This is a genomic window from Mesorhizobium denitrificans (assembly GCF_003403035.1).
GTDB classification, from domain to species: domain Bacteria; phylum Pseudomonadota; class Alphaproteobacteria; order Rhizobiales; family Rhizobiaceae; genus Mesorhizobium_G; species Mesorhizobium_G denitrificans.
Genome location: NZ_QURN01000004.1, coordinates 58254 through 71890, shown reverse-complemented (window position 1 = coordinate 71890; position 13637 = coordinate 58254). Strand labels below are relative to the sequence as shown.

The window sequence follows — 13637 nt, the reverse complement described above, 5'->3', positions numbered from 1 at the left end:
TCATCCGCCTGCCGGCAAGCGGATGTGGGGTCAGTAGCGCAAGACGCTTCTCTTACGATATTACCCCCGCTAACGACCCGTCATTCCGTGGAAAATTGCCTGCCATGCTAGCCTTGTTTGTGCGTGAGGTTCGGCTGGGTGTACGGGCAGGCGGCGGGGCGCTGACCGGCGTGCTGTTCTTCCTCGCAGTTATCGCGACTGTTCCGTTTGCGATCGGGCCGGACCTGAATCTGCTGGCGCGAATAGGCCCGGCGATTCTCTGGATCGGCGCGCTGCTGGCGAGCCTGCTCGGCCTCGACAGGCTGTTTCAGGCAGATCGGGAAGACGGTTCGCTCGACCTGATAATTCTATCCACGGATCGGTTCTCGCTTGTGCTGGCCGTGATTACAAAGTGCCTCGCGCATTGGGTTACGGGTGTGCTGCCGCTGGTGATTGCCGCACCGTTGCTCGGCGTGCTGTTGAACATGACGCCTGAAGGTATCGGCGCGACCACGCTGACGCTGCTGGTGGGCACGCCCGCGATCACTTTTATTGGAGCGGCTGGCGCGGCGGTGGCCGTGGCACTGCCACGCGGTGGCGTGCTGATTTCGGTGCTCATTCTGCCGCTGGTCATTCCGGTGCTGATCTTCGGCGTTTCGGCAAGTTATGGCGCGGTTGCGGAGCCAGACCCGTTTCTGCCGCCTTTCCTGATGCTGACCGCGCTGACGCTGTTCCTTGCGGTGGTTGGGCCTGTGGCAGCGGCGCTTTCATTGAGATGGGCGAGCGATTGACTATTGGCGAAACAAATCTAGCGAAACTGCTCGGCGGCATGACGCCCGTGCTGCATGACGCTGTTTATGGCTTTGCGAGTGTGACCAGTGCTCCCCAAGGTCTGAATTCGCTCATGTGCTTTCGCGAGAAAGAAGGCGTTACGATCATAGCGGAAACGCACGAACTGGAAGCGGCGGGCATAGAATATGGCTTCCGCTGCCGGATGATTACTCTCAACATTCACTCGTCGCTGGAGGCGGTTGGCTTTCTGGCGGCAATCACTGCGCAGCTCGCCACAGCCGGGATGGGCGTGAACCCGGTTTCAGCATTCTATCACGACCACTTGTTTGTGCCGGAGGAGCGGGCGGCGGAAGCGGCCACGCTTCTGCAGGCGCTTGCGCGCGAGCACGCCACATGATGCGCGTCAGAAAGTTCAATTGCGCGCCACAATTGCTGCGTTTATGGAGCTTCTATGTCTGAAACCGTGGCCACGGCGCGAAAAATTTCCGATCTCGCCAATCCGACGCGCTTCATTGCGCTGGCGGACAAGCTGGTTCCGTGGCTGGCAGCACTCACGCTGATCGTGCTCGCGGTTGGGCTTTATATGAGCTTTGCAGCTCCTGAAGATTATCAGCAGGGCACCACGGTTCGCATCATGTATATCCATGTGCCTTTCGCGTGGCTTGCCATGATGTGCTACACGATCATGTCGGTGGCGGCGCTGGGTACGCTCGTGTGGCGGCATCCGCTGGCCGATGTGGCGCTGAAGTCCGCTGCGCCGATTGGCGCGGTATTCACCGCGCTTGCGCTGATCACGGGCTCGATCTGGGGCAAGCCGATGTGGGGCACCTGGTGGGTCTGGGATGCGCGGCTGACGTCGGTATTCGTGCTTTTCCTGATTTATCTCGGCATTATTGCCCTGACACGGGCGATGGAAGACCCAACGCGCGCGGCACGCGCCGCCGCGGTCATGACGCTGGTCGGGTTCATCAACATTCCAATCATCAAATTTTCGGTCGATTGGTGGAATACGCTTCATCAGTCCGCCAGCGTTGTCCGCATGGGTGGACCGGCAATCGATCCGAGTATGCTCTGGCCGTTGCTGGTGATGGCGCTTGGCTTCACACTGTTGTTTTTCACGCTGCATCTCATGTCGATGCGCACGGAACTGTGGCGTCGGCGCGTACGGACGATGCGCCAGCTTGCGGCTCGTCGTGCGGAGGCTCGTGCATGAGCGCGCATGACGCCTATGTTGCCGCTGCGTACGGCATAACTTTTATCGTGCTTGCCGGCCTTGTCGTTGCCGTTTTGGCTGACCAGCGCGGGCGAAAGCAGGAGCTTGCCGAATTGGAACGACAGGGTGAGCGCAGGCGTTCGGATCGCGGGGCAGCATATTGAGCATTGAAAAACCGGCTTCCAAAGGGCCGCGTCTCTTGATGGTACTGCTTCCGCTGCTGGTGTTTGTCGCACTGGCGGGGGTTTTCTTTCGCCAACTGATGTCCGGCGAAGACGTTTCGGTGGTGCCATCCGCGCTGATTGGCCAAAAAGCGCCCGCAACGAATCTGCCGCCGCTTGAAGGGGTCGGCTTGCCCGGCCTCGACACGTCCGCGTTTGGCGGAAAGGTTACGCTCGTCAATGTGTTTGCGTCATGGTGCGCGCCATGCCGCGAGGAGCATCCGGTGTTGCTCCAGCTTTCGCAGGACAAGCGGTTTGCGATTGTCGGGCTGAACTACAAGGATCAGCCCGAAAACGCGCGGCGCTTTCTGGGCGAACTTGGAAACCCGTTCACGGCAATAGGCACAGATGAAAAAGGCCGCGCCGCGATAGATTGGGGCGTCTATGGCGTGCCGGAGACGTTTGTCATCGGCAAGGATGGCACCATTCTTTTCAAGCATGTCGGGCCGCTTTCGCCGGAATCGGTGAGCGGCACGCTGATGCCTGAAATCGAAAAGGCGCTGGCGGGATGACCCGCCGGAATTAATCCCACCCCGGCTAAGCGCGCTTACGCTACTGCTTTTGCCGGGTTGGGAAGGGGTCTCGATCCGCTAGGAGAGGCCCCGACTTTAGTGAAACTTTGCCCCGTGTAACTGTCGGACTTAGTGTCCGTAAACAGCCTGATATGCGGCGCGAAGCATTTCATCACGATTGCCGTTGAAATCAGCAAGGTCACGGTCGGTGAGGCTGCGAATTTCAGTGACCATGCGCTGATAGCGATTATGCTTTGCGATAGATTTGCGAATACCTTCGAACATTTTCCTGGTTCCTTTCGGGTTGCCAATTTCCTCCCTTTGGAACACTCCGAATATAGGCCCGATATTGTGCAGTGCAAAATATTTTAGTGCAACGCAGCAATGCAAGTCATGCATGGCTAATTCATCGAATTTTAGGAATTGATGTTTGACGAACAAGCACGGGCGCAAAAAGAAAACGGCCAGTCCCGAGGACTGGCCGTTGATCCCTAGACCTTGACGGGTCGCTTAGCGACCGTAAACGCGAGCGTAGATCTGAGCCAGGCTATCGACGTAGCGGCTTTCCAGCGCGTTGAATTCTTTGGTTTTGGCCGGGGCCTTCCGGTCCGCAGCGAAGTGAGCAATCATACGGTTGAACATTTTGATCTGGTTGGCCACCGCCAACCCCTTTCTTGTTATGCCAACTAAATAAACTCTCGTTTGATTTTCCGGTAGAGGCCTAAAAGCATTCGAGCTATGCAAATTGTGCAAAGCTTGTGCAACTGCTGCCCAAATTATTGGCGCAGGCTATTTTCTGACCTGCTGATCCAGCGAGTGGCGCATTATGAGCGGCATCTGCGAGAAAACGAAAATGAAGGTGAGCGCCGTAAAGCCGAACAGCTTGAATGCCGCCCAATATTCGTCTGCAATATCAGGGGGATAGAACGCGCCGAGGCTGCGCCAGACAACTTCGTTGAGAATGGCGCATACGACGAAAAACAGGCCCCAGCGGAAGGTCAGCTTTCGCCAGCCATCATCATCAAGCTGGAAAGCCTGATCGAAAACATAGCCGAGTAGCGGTCGGTTGAAAGCAAGGCCGCCAAGCAGGATCGCGGCAAAGAGGGCATAGACGATTGTCGGCTTCATCTTGATGAAGGTGTCGTTCTGAAGCCAGATTGACAGGCCGCCGAAGATCAACACCACGACGCCGGAAACCAGTGGCATCATCGGAATCGAGCGCGTGAGCAGCCACGAAACCACGAGAGACACAGCCGTTGCGGCCATGAACAGGGCCGTGGCTATGAAGAGCGGCTTTCCAAGCGCGCCAAGCGCCGGAAAGATCGCGGCCAGCCAATGACCCTTGAAGGTGGCCAGAAAGAAGATGAGCAACGGCCCCATTTCCAGCGCGAATTTCAGGCCGGGGCTGATCTTTTTTTGCCGGGGATCCGAGGGTCCGGTTTCAAGGATTGGGTTGCTCATGGCTTCCTGACCTGCACTTTTCTCAGCCTACGCCGGCGATTGCCTTGGCAAAATCACCTGCGGAAAATGGTTCGAGATCATCGATCTGCTCGCCGACACCGATGAAATAGACGGGAAGTTTATGCTTGGCGGCAATTGCGACAAGAATACCGCCGCGAGCGGTTCCGTCGAGCTTTGTCATCACCAATCCGTTCACACCTGCGACATTGCGGAAAATTTCGACCTGATTGAGCGCGTTTTGTCCGGTCGTGGCGTCGACGGTCTGGAGCACGGTGTGCGGGGCTTCCGGGTCGAGCTTGCCGAGCACGCGCACGATCTTTTCCAGCTCGGCCATGAGTTCAGCCTTGTTTTGCAGCCGGCCCGCAGTGTCGATGATCAGCACGTCGGATCCCGCTTCCTTGGCCTTGGCAAAAGCGTCATAGGCAAGGCCGGCGGCGTCCGCACCGAGCTTGGACGAAACGACCGGCGAGCCTGTGCGCTCGCCCCAGATTTTGAGCTGTTCGATGGCGGCTGCGCGGAACGTGTCGCCTGCCGCAAGCATGACCGAAAGCCCGCCCGCGTGCAGTTTGGACGCCAGCTTGCCGATGGTCGTGGTTTTGCCGGTGCCGTTTACGCCGACAACCAGAATGACGTGCGGCTTGTGAGAAAGGTCTAGCTCCAGCGCCTGCGCGACGGGGGTGAGAACCTTCTCCATTTCCGTCGCCATGACGGCGCGTACCTCCGAATCGCTGATCTCGCGCCCGTAACGCCCGGAGGCAAGCGTGTCGGTGACGCGAATTGCGGTTTCGAGACCCAGGTCTGCGCGCAGCAGAACATCCTCAAGCTCTTGCAGCGTGTCTTCGTCCAGCTTGCGCTTGGTGAAGATCCCCGCAATGTTGCTGGAAAGCTCGCGCGAGGATCGCGCCAAGCCCTGCCGCAAGCGCTGATACCAGGAAAGCCGCGGCTGTACTTCGGGCGCCGGAGCGGGTTCGGCCTTGGCCTCGACCTTCTTCGCGACAGTTACCTTCCCGGCAGATGGTGCCGGGGTGGGTTCCACAACAGGCTGCGGCTGCGGTTCGGCGGGCAGTTCTTCGACCGGCTCCGGTGCTGGGGCGGGTTCAGGCTCCGGCTCCGGCGGAGTCGGAATCTGGATTGTCTCGGCAACAGGCTCGTCAACAATCGGCCCTTCGATAATTGGCTCTGGGACAATTGGTTCGGGCGCAGGTTCTGCCACAGGCTCTGGCTTGGGAGCCTTCTTCGGCTTTGCCGGTTGCTTGGGCGGAGCGCTCGGAACTGGAACGGGCGCGATTTCCGGCTCTGGCCGCGTTGGTGGCAGAGGCTCGACTGGCGCTTCGTCCGGCAGTTCCGGCTCGGCAGGCGGTGGCGCTATTGGCTCTTCGATAACCGGTGGCGCGGCTGGTGCTTCAACCTCCGGCTCCGGTTCAGCAATTTCGGGCGCCGGAATTTCGATCGGCTGCGGCTGTTCTTCCGGCGCAGGCTCAGGCTGTTTGAGTTCCTTGAGCGCATCCCAATTGATCGGGGCGAGCGGCTCGTCTTCAGCCGGTGTCTCGACCACCTCCTTCTTGCCGAAGGAGAATATACGTTTGAGAAGTCCGGCCATCAGGCTGCCCTGGCATTGCTGATATCGCTGATCGGCTCGGCAATCAGCCGTTCGCCGTCATGCTTCGTGATGCGCGCAGACACGATGTCGCCGGGCGCGCCGGTACCGATCACGGTGAGCGCGAAACCTTCCGTGCGGCCTAGCCCCTCGCGCTCGATCAGGATGGACTGGTTCGTGCCGATCAGGCTGTCGAGATGGCGGCGATAAGCCTCGTCGCCAACGGTGCGCAGCCGCGCAGCGCGCTGTTTGATCGTGGAGCGGTCGAGCTGCGGCATGCGCGCAGCAGGCGTTCCCTTGCGCGGTGAAAATGGAAACACATGGAGATGGGTCAGGCCGCATTCCTCGACGATTCGCAGCGAGTTTGCGAACATGTCCTCGGTTTCGGTGGGAAAGCCCGCAATGATATCCGCGCCGAACACGATGTCTGGGCGCAGGCGGCGCACATCCTCGCAAAAGCGGATCGAGTCGTCGCGCAGATGGCGGCGCTTCATGCGCTTGAGAATCATGTTGTCACCCGCCTGCAACGACAGATGAAGGTGCGGCATGAGGCGCGTTTCGGTTGCCAACGCCTCCATCAAATCTTCATCCGCCTCGATGGAATCGATTGAGGAAAGGCGAAGACGCGCGAGGTCGGGCGCTTGCTTGAGAATGGCTTTGACCAGTTTGCCGAGGCGCGGCGTACCGGGAAGGTCTGCGCCATAGCTGGTGAGGTCGACGCCCGACAGCACCACCTCCGCATAGCCATTGCCGGTCAGACGCTTGATCTGCTCTATCACTGCACCCATCGGCACGGAGCGCGAGTTGCCCCTGCCGAAGGGGATGATGCAGAAGGTGCAGCGATGATCGCAGCCGTTCTGCACCTGCACGAAAGCGCGAGCACGACCTTCGATTGCGTCCACCATGTGCGAGGCGGTTTCCGTGACCGACATGATGTCGTTGACGCGAACCTTTTCGGTGTCGTTGACGCCAAAATCCGGCAAAGCACGATAGGAATGCGCCTTCAGCTTTTCCTCATTGCCGAGAATGAGATCGACCTCACCCATTTCCGCAAAATTGTCAGGCTCGGTCTGCGCCGCGCAGCCGGTGACGATAATGCGCGCATTGGGATTTTCGCGACGTGCCTTGCGGATGGATTGCTTCGCCTGCCTCACGGCTTCGGCGGTTACAGCGCAGGTGTTGAAGATGATAGCGCCATCGCGCAGCGTGCCAAGTCCGGCGCTTTCTGCTTCGCGGCGCATGACTTCCGACTCATAGGTGTTGAGGCGACAGCCGAATGTGACGATTTCCACCGCCATCAGGCCGCGCTTTCCGTGTCGCGCGTCCATGCACCGCTAGCTGGGTCGAATGTGCCGGAAAATTCCCATTCGGCCGGGCCGGTCATCATGACGTGATCGTCACCGCGCCATTCGATCCGAAGCAGACCGCCCGGAACATTGACGTTCACGATGCGGCCCGTGCGGCCAGTGCGCGCGGCGGAAACGGCTGCGGCACAAGCTGCTGAGCCGCAGGCACGGGTCAGACCGGCGCCGCGTTCCCATGTGCGCATGACAAGACTGTCCGGGCCGGTGACTTGCGCAATGGTGATGTTCGCCCGCTCCGGAAAAATCGGATGGTTTTCGAGCATCGGGCCGAAACGTTCCAGATCATAAGACCAAACGTCATTATCCACCCAGAAAATCGCGTGCGGATTGCCCATCGAGGCTACGGACGGCGAATGCAGAATCGGCGCGTCGATCGGGCCGATCTGCAATTCGATCATGCGGGTGTCGCGAAACTCCTCGGCCAACGGAATGTCGCGCCAGTCAAAGCGCGGCCGGCCCATGTCGACCGAAATCGAACCGTCGGCGTGTTCTTCCGCGGTGAGGATTCCAGCGATTGTCTCGAAGGTGAAAGACTGCTTGCCCGTTTCGGACGCCAAAGCCTGCACGACGCAGCGCATGCCGTTTCCGCAGGCCTGCGCCATAGAGCCGTCGGAATTGAGAATCTCGACGTAATTCGCGGTGCCGGGCGTGCGCGGATCATGGATCGCCATGATCTGGTCGAATCGCGTTGTTGCGTCGGCGTTCAGCGCGATGGCAGCATCGGGCGTAACGTGGTCCGTGCGACCACGCATGTCGGCAACGATGATCTCATTGCCGAGCCCGTTCATCTTCGCAAATTGCGCGGCCTTTGCCATTGCGCTCGATATTCCCAAATGGTTTTGGGGCTATATGGCGGAAACGGCGTATAATTTCCAGTGTTCGCTTATGCGACGACAACAAGACCGAACAGCACGAGCAGGAACAGGACAAGCACAATGCCGATCAACAGCCTCGCGCCGGTCGCTGCTGCGCCTGCCAGCGAGTTGAAGCCTAGCAGGCTTGCCACGGCCGCGACGATAAGCAGAATCAGGATCCATTTGATCATGGAGACGCTCCCTCAGACTTTTGTCGCATAACGTGCAGGCCAGCTACGAGTTCCAGAGCCCTATAGCGGCAAATAGCCGAGATATATTTGCAACAGTTTCGCCCTGAAAATGCTTTCTTAACCATGGATGGTTGAAATCATGGAGCTTTCTTCGTTTTGGAACGTCGTACGGAATGAAGCGGCGGCTGGAGGTTTGGAAATGACGTTCTCGAAATCGGCAATATTGGCTTTGATGGTCTGTTCCACGGCTTTGGCGGGCTGCCAAAGCTCGCGCATGCAATCTATGGACAGCCAGCCGGAGCCGTTGCCCGCGGCGCCGTCCGGAACTGTTACCGGCGGACAATTGCCGCCGCCGAGCGCGCCGGGTGCTTTTCCTGAAGCGCCGCAGAACCCGCAGGTTGCAGCCGCATCGCCCACCGCGCCTGCCGCAGCACCGCCCGCAAATGCGCCGGACGTTACCAAGAACGGTATGTTGGGCTCCTGGAACACGAGCGTAGGCGGTTCGAGTTGCCAGGTGTTCCTGTCGCTCACCAAGTTCGGCAATGCGTCGCGCGGTGGTTCGCGCGGTTGCGCCGGCGACATGCAGAAGATGCGGAGCTGGGACGTTCAGGGCAAGCAGGTGGTAATGTTTGATGAGAGCGGCAACCAGATTGCATCGGTCTATTCCAGCGGCGCAAATCGCTTCGATGGGCAAACCACCAGCGGACAATCCATTTCGTTGAGTCGCTGATAGTCGAAACGGGGCGGTCCGGCTCATGCCAATGCGAGATGGGCTGGAGCCCCACCCGACTGTTCTCCAGCGCTATACGCATCTGGTGCAGACCGGCGCGGTTACACGCGATGCTGAGCAGGAGCGCATTGCCCGCGCGCTCGACCGCCTGATCGATTCGATAATTGCGCGCAGGCTTGCGACGAAATCCAGTGCCCTGGGCTGGCTGTTTGCACGAAAGCGCGAAACGAAAGAGCGGATCAAGGGGCTTTATGTCTATGGCGGCGTGGGCCGCGGCAAGACCATGCTCATGGACATGTTCTACGATCTGCTGCCGGTTCGCAGGAAGCGGCGCGTCCATTTCAATGATTTCATGGCCGATGTTCACGACCGAATCGCCAAGCATCGGCAGGCGCGCAAGGAAGGTACGGTTAAAGAGGACGATCCGATCCCGCCGGTCGCCAGAGCGCTGGCCGAACAAGCGTGGGTGCTTTGCTTCGACGAGTTCTCCGTAACCGACATTGCCGATGCGATGATCCTCTCGCGGCTGTTTTCGGCCCTGTTTGCGGAAGGGGTCGTGCTGGTCGCCACGTCGAATGTAGCGCCCGAAAATCTCTACCGTGACGGCCTGAACCGTGGCCTGTTCCTGCCGTTTATCGATACGCTGTCGCGCAATGCCGAAATCATGACGCTCGATGGACCTACCGACTATCGGCTGGAAAAGATGAACAGGCTGTCCGTTTATCTCACGCCGATTTCGCCAGCGTCCGACAAGCGCATGGATGAGATGTGGCAATCCGTGACGGCAGGACAGCCAAGCGAGCCAGCGGACCTGACCGTCAAAACGCGCAAGGTGCAGATTCCGCTGGCGTCGGGATCGTCCGCGCGGTTCGATTTTGTGGACCTGTGCGAAAAACCATTGGCCGCGCGCGAATATCTGGCGATCACGGACCGCTATGATACTATTTTCATAGATCACGTGCCGGTGCTGAACCCCACGCTGCGCAACGCGACCAAGCGATTCATTGTGCTTATCGACATTCTATATGATCGCAAGGCACGCGCCGTTATCAGCGCCGATGTCTCGCCCGATCGGCTCTATGCAGGGCGCCCCGGCACGACGGAGGCCTTTGAGTTCGATCGCACCGTTTCGCGATTGATCGAGATGCAGAGCAAGGAATGGCTGGAGGCGTTTGAACAGCGCAAAAGCCTCAAATCCGCCGCGCAATGATTGCAATGAAGCTGAGATCAGGCGCTCGTCTTACTGGGAAGATCCTGAAATTTGCGCAGAATATTGACGTTTACGTAAATCCCAATCAATCTAAACGATTGAAACTATTAGCCCGAAAATAATCGTTTGAATTATTTTCGCAGCGAGTCTATGGCATTCGCCGAATTCCGACGCAGGCACGTCCTGCATTTGGCTAACTCGCAGCGGCAGCGTCCGCGACGTCACAGCGACAGATCGAAGGAAATTCTCCCCACATGGCACGCAAGAAGATAGCGCTCATCGGCTCGGGCATGATTGGCGGCACCCTCGCACATCTCATCGGTCTCAAGGAACTCGGCGATGTGATCCTGTTCGATATTTCGGAAGGTCTGCCGCAGGGCAAGGGCCTCGACATCGCGCAGTCTTCCGCTGTTGAAGGCTTCGATGCCGCGTTTCAGGGCGTGAACGATTATGCCGGTATCGAGGGTGCGGATGTGTGCATCGTCACCGCCGGTGTGCCGCGCAAGCCGGGCATGAGCCGCGACGATCTTCTCGGCATCAACCTCAAGGTCATGGAGCAGGTTGGCGCGGGTATCAAGAAATACGCGCCGAAGGCTTTTGTCATCTGCATCACCAACCCGCTGGACGCGATGGTTTGGGCGCTGCAGAAGTTCTCCGGTATGCCGAAGAGCCACGTCGTCGGCATGGCCGGTGTGCTGGACTCTGCACGTTTCCGCTATTTCCTCTCGGAAGAATTCAACGTTTCCATCGAAGACATCAGCGCGATGACGCTTGGCGGTCATGGCGACGACATGGTGCCGATGGTTCGTTATTCGACGGTTGGCGGCATTCCGCTGCCGGACCTTATCAAGATGGGCTGGACCTCGCAGGAGAAGCTGGACGCCATCGTTGAGCGCACCCGCAAGGGTGGGGGCGAGATCGTCGGCCTGCTCAAGACCGGTTCGGCCTATTACGCGCCTGCTGCTTCCGCAGTGGCAATGGCTGAAAGCTATCTCAAGGACAAGAAGCGCGTGCTGCCATGCGCGGCCTATCTCAGTGGCCAGTATGGCTTGAAGGATATGTATGTCGGCGTGCCGGTGGTGATCGGCGCGGGCGGCGTGGAGCGTGTGATCGAACTCGACTTCAACAAGGACGAAAAGGCCATGTTTGAAAAGTCGGTCGGCGCGGTCAAGTCGCTGTGCGAAGCCTGCGAGGGCATCGCTCCGCAACTCAAGTAAAATCCCAAGCCAGCAGTTCGGGAGCCAGCAATGAACATTCACGAATATCAGGCCAAGCAGCTTCTCAAGAGCTTCGGCCTTCCAGTTGCGGAGGGCGTGCCGGTGCTTAGCGCCGGCGAGGGCGAAGCTGCCGCAAAGGCGCTGCCGGGACCGCTTTATGTGGTCAAGAGCCAGATCCATGCGGGCGGTCGCGGCAAGGGCAAGTTCAAGGAACTCGGCGCAGATGCCAAGGGCGGTGTCCGCCTTTCCAAGTCGGTCGATGAAGTCGTCGCCAACGTCAAGGACATGTTCGGCAATACGCTCGTGACCAAGCAGACTGGACCGGCTGGCAAGCAGGTCAACCGGCTGTATATCGAAGACGGCGCCGATATTGACCGCGAGCTTTATCTCTCGCTGCTGGTGGATCGCTCGGTGGGCCGGGTCGCGTTCGTGGTTTCCACGGAAGGCGGCATGGACATTGAAACCGTCGCGCATGATACGCCTGAGAAGATCATCACGGTCGCGATTGACCCCGAGAAGGGTGTTACCGCGGCCGACGTGAAGAAGCTCAATGAAGCGCTCAAGCTGACCGGCGATGCAGCCAAGGACGGCGAGTCGGTGTTCCCGACACTTTACAAGGCCTTTGTCGAGAAAGACATGAGCCTGCTCGAGGTCAATCCGCTCATCGTCATGAAGAATGGCCGCCTGCGTCTGCTGGACGCCAAGGTGTCTTTCGACAACAACGCGCTGTTCCGTCATCCGGATGTGGTCGAGTTGCGCGACACGACGGAAGAAGACGCGAAGGAAATCGAAGCCTCGAAGTATGACCTCGCTTATGTGGCGCTCGATGGCAACATCGGCTGCATGGTGAACGGCGCCGGTCTTGCGATGGCTACCATGGACATCATCAAGTTGTATGGCGCGGAACCGGCCAACTTCCTCGATGTCGGCGGCGGCGCTTCCAAGGAGAAGGTTACGGCGGCGTTCAAGATCATCACCGCCGATCCGGCCGTGAAGGGCATCCTGGTCAATATCTTCGGCGGCATCATGAAGTGCGACATCATCGCGGAAGGCGTGGTCGCGGCCGTCAAGGAAGTGGGCCTGCAGGTGCCGCTCGTTGTGCGTCTGGAAGGAACGAATGTCGATCTCGGCAAGAAGATCCTGCGCGAATCGGGACTGAACGTTACCCCGGCTGACGATCTGGACGACGCTGCGAAGAAGATCGTCGCGGCTGTTGAAGGCTGATTTTTTAACTCTCGGCACGCACGAAACACGCGTGCCGGATTGTTTTCAAGAAACTGACGGGGGTCCCGTTCAATATGTCAATTCTGGTTGATAAGAACACCAAGGTGATCGTGCAGGGCCTGACGGGCAAAACCGGCACGTTCCACACCGAGCAGGCGCTGGCCTATCACGGCACGCAGATGGTTGCGGGCGTTCATCCGAGCAAGGGTGGGGAAACCTGGACCGGCTCAAAGGGTGAAAAGCTGCCGATCTTCGCCACGGTTGGCGAAGCAAAGGAAGCAACCGGCGCAAATGCTTCGGTGATCTATGTGCCGCCTGCAGGCGCAGGTGCCGCAATCATCGAAGCGATCGAAGCTGAAGTACCTTTCATCGTCTGCATCACGGAAGGCATTCCGGTAATGGATATGGTTAAGGTCAAGGCACGGCTTGAGCGCTCGAAGTCGCGGCTGCTCGGGCCGAACTGCCCCGGCATTCTCACGCCGAACGAATGCAAGATCGGCATCATGCCGGGCAACATCTTCCGCAAGGGTTCGGTGGGCGTTGTTTCGCGCTCGGGAACACTTACCTATGAAGCAGTGTTCCAGACTACCAATGCGGGTCTCGGCCAGACGACGGCTGTCGGCATTGGCGGAGACCCGGTCAAGGGTACGGAGTTCATCGACGTGCTGGAGATGTTCCTCGCTGACGACGAAACCAAGTCGATCATCATGATCGGTGAGATCGGCGGGTCGGCGGAAGAAGATGCAGCGCAGTTCCTGCGCGACGAAGCGAAGCGCGGTCGCAAGAAGCCGATGGCTGGTTTCATCGCAGGCCGTACCGCTCCTGCGGGTCGCACGATGGGGCACGCGGGCGCGGTTATTTCCGGCGGCAAGGGTGGCGCGGAAGACAAGATTGCAGCGATGGAAGCGGCAGGCATCCGCGTTTCACCGTCGCCGGCGCGTCTCGGGACGACGCTGGTCGAAGCGATCAAGGGGTAAGGAGCCGTCCGCTCAGCGGACAAAATTGGCCGTAAACGGCCTGTAAGGATTAGCGCCCGTAGCATCGCTGCGGGCGCAGCGACAAGGAGACGGAG

At 59.1% G+C, this 13637-nt stretch carries 17 protein-coding genes; 10 read left to right on the top strand and 7 right to left on the bottom strand.

The genetic code is table 11. The features are described from left to right. Window positions 1–104 precede the first annotated feature (104 nt). The 5 genes from ccmB to DY251_RS05375 are packed head-to-tail and all read left to right on the top strand — an operon-like array spanning window position 105 to window position 2717. Complete coding sequence (gene ccmB, locus DY251_RS05395) at window positions 105–770, top strand: heme exporter protein CcmB (RefSeq protein WP_116622849.1); 666 nt, start codon at window positions 105–107, stop codon at window positions 768–770. Beyond that, window positions 755–1168, top strand: coding sequence for an ACT domain-containing protein (locus DY251_RS05390; protein ID WP_116622848.1), 414 nt, complete (start codon window positions 755–757; stop codon window positions 1166–1168). Before ccmB ends, DY251_RS05390 begins: the two co-directional genes overlap by 16 nt. Window positions 1169–1222: 54 nt before the next feature. Then, window positions 1223–1984, top strand: a complete 762-nt coding sequence (locus DY251_RS05385) for a heme ABC transporter permease (RefSeq protein WP_116622847.1) — start codon at window positions 1223–1225, stop codon at window positions 1982–1984. Next, window positions 1981–2148: a heme exporter protein CcmD gene (ccmD, locus tag DY251_RS05380; RefSeq protein WP_116622846.1), complete on the top strand. Its 168-nt coding sequence runs from the start codon at window positions 1981–1983 to the stop codon at window positions 2146–2148. The genes DY251_RS05385 and ccmD overlap by 4 nt, the downstream gene beginning before the upstream one ends. Before the next feature lie 38 nt (window positions 2149–2186). Further along, window positions 2187–2717, top strand: coding sequence for a DsbE family thiol:disulfide interchange protein (locus DY251_RS05375; RefSeq protein WP_116623120.1), 531 nt, complete (start codon window positions 2187–2189; stop codon window positions 2715–2717). A 129-nt stretch (window positions 2718–2846) separates the two neighbouring features. On the opposite strand, the gene DY251_RS21600 is transcribed toward DY251_RS05375, so the two are convergent. From DY251_RS21600 to DY251_RS05345, 7 genes are all read right to left on the bottom strand, one after another. After that, the gene (locus DY251_RS21600; protein ID WP_116623119.1) at window positions 2847–3002 is read right to left on the bottom strand and encodes a YjiS-like domain-containing protein; all 156 of its coding nucleotides are present in this window, start codon (window positions 3000–3002) and stop codon (window positions 2847–2849) included. Window positions 3003–3227: 225 nt separating this feature from the next. After that, on the bottom strand, window positions 3228–3377 hold the full coding sequence (locus DY251_RS21435; protein WP_158553225.1) for a hypothetical protein: 150 nt from the start codon (window positions 3375–3377) through the stop codon (window positions 3228–3230). 129 nt (window positions 3378–3506) lie between these two features. Then, the gene (locus tag DY251_RS05365; RefSeq protein ID WP_116622845.1) at window positions 3507–4178 is read right to left on the bottom strand and encodes a septation protein A; all 672 of its coding nucleotides are present in this window, start codon (window positions 4176–4178) and stop codon (window positions 3507–3509) included. A 22-nt stretch (window positions 4179–4200) separates the two neighbouring features. Then, window positions 4201–5778 (bottom strand): signal recognition particle-docking protein FtsY, encoded by a 1578-nt coding sequence (gene ftsY, locus DY251_RS05360; protein ID WP_199498792.1) that lies wholly within the window; start codon window positions 5776–5778, stop codon window positions 4201–4203. Further along, the gene (gene mtaB / locus DY251_RS05355) at window positions 5778–7073 is read right to left on the bottom strand and encodes a tRNA (N(6)-L-threonylcarbamoyladenosine(37)-C(2))-methylthiotransferase MtaB (protein ID WP_170971280.1); all 1296 of its coding nucleotides are present in this window, start codon (window positions 7071–7073) and stop codon (window positions 5778–5780) included. Before mtaB ends, ftsY begins: the two co-directional genes overlap by 1 nt. Then, complete coding sequence (gene dapF / locus DY251_RS05350) at window positions 7073–7954, bottom strand: diaminopimelate epimerase (protein WP_116622842.1); 882 nt, start codon at window positions 7952–7954, stop codon at window positions 7073–7075. The genes mtaB and dapF overlap by 1 nt, the downstream gene beginning before the upstream one ends. 68 nt (window positions 7955–8022) lie before the next feature. After that, on the bottom strand, window positions 8023–8184 hold the full coding sequence (locus DY251_RS05345; RefSeq protein WP_116622841.1) for a DUF1328 family protein: 162 nt from the start codon (window positions 8182–8184) through the stop codon (window positions 8023–8025). 199 nt (window positions 8185–8383) lie between these two features. Between DY251_RS05345 and DY251_RS05340 the strand changes: the two genes are divergently transcribed. The 5 genes from DY251_RS05340 to sucD all read left to right on the top strand — a co-directional run bounded on the left by DY251_RS05340 (window position 8384) and on the right by sucD (window position 13542). Then, a complete protein-coding gene (locus DY251_RS05340) occupies window positions 8384–8914 on the top strand; it encodes a protease inhibitor Inh/omp19 family protein (RefSeq protein WP_116623118.1) in 531 nt (176 codons plus the stop codon). Between the two features lie 25 nt (window positions 8915–8939). Next, complete coding sequence (zapE, locus tag DY251_RS05335) at window positions 8940–10124, top strand: cell division protein ZapE (protein WP_116622840.1); 1185 nt, start codon at window positions 8940–8942, stop codon at window positions 10122–10124. Window positions 10125–10378: 254 nt separating this feature from the next. Next, window positions 10379–11341 (top strand): malate dehydrogenase, encoded by a 963-nt coding sequence (gene mdh, locus DY251_RS05330; protein WP_116622839.1) that lies wholly within the window; start codon window positions 10379–10381, stop codon window positions 11339–11341. Between the two features lie 30 nt (window positions 11342–11371). Further along, the gene (gene sucC / locus DY251_RS05325) at window positions 11372–12565 is read left to right on the top strand and encodes an ADP-forming succinate--CoA ligase subunit beta (protein WP_116622838.1); all 1194 of its coding nucleotides are present in this window, start codon (window positions 11372–11374) and stop codon (window positions 12563–12565) included. A 74-nt stretch (window positions 12566–12639) separates the two neighbouring features. Next, window positions 12640–13542 carry a succinate--CoA ligase subunit alpha gene (sucD, locus tag DY251_RS05320; protein WP_116622837.1) on the top strand — a complete coding sequence of 301 codons (903 nt, stop codon included), beginning with the start codon at window positions 12640–12642 and terminating at the stop codon, window positions 13540–13542. Window positions 13543–13637 lie beyond the last annotated feature (95 nt).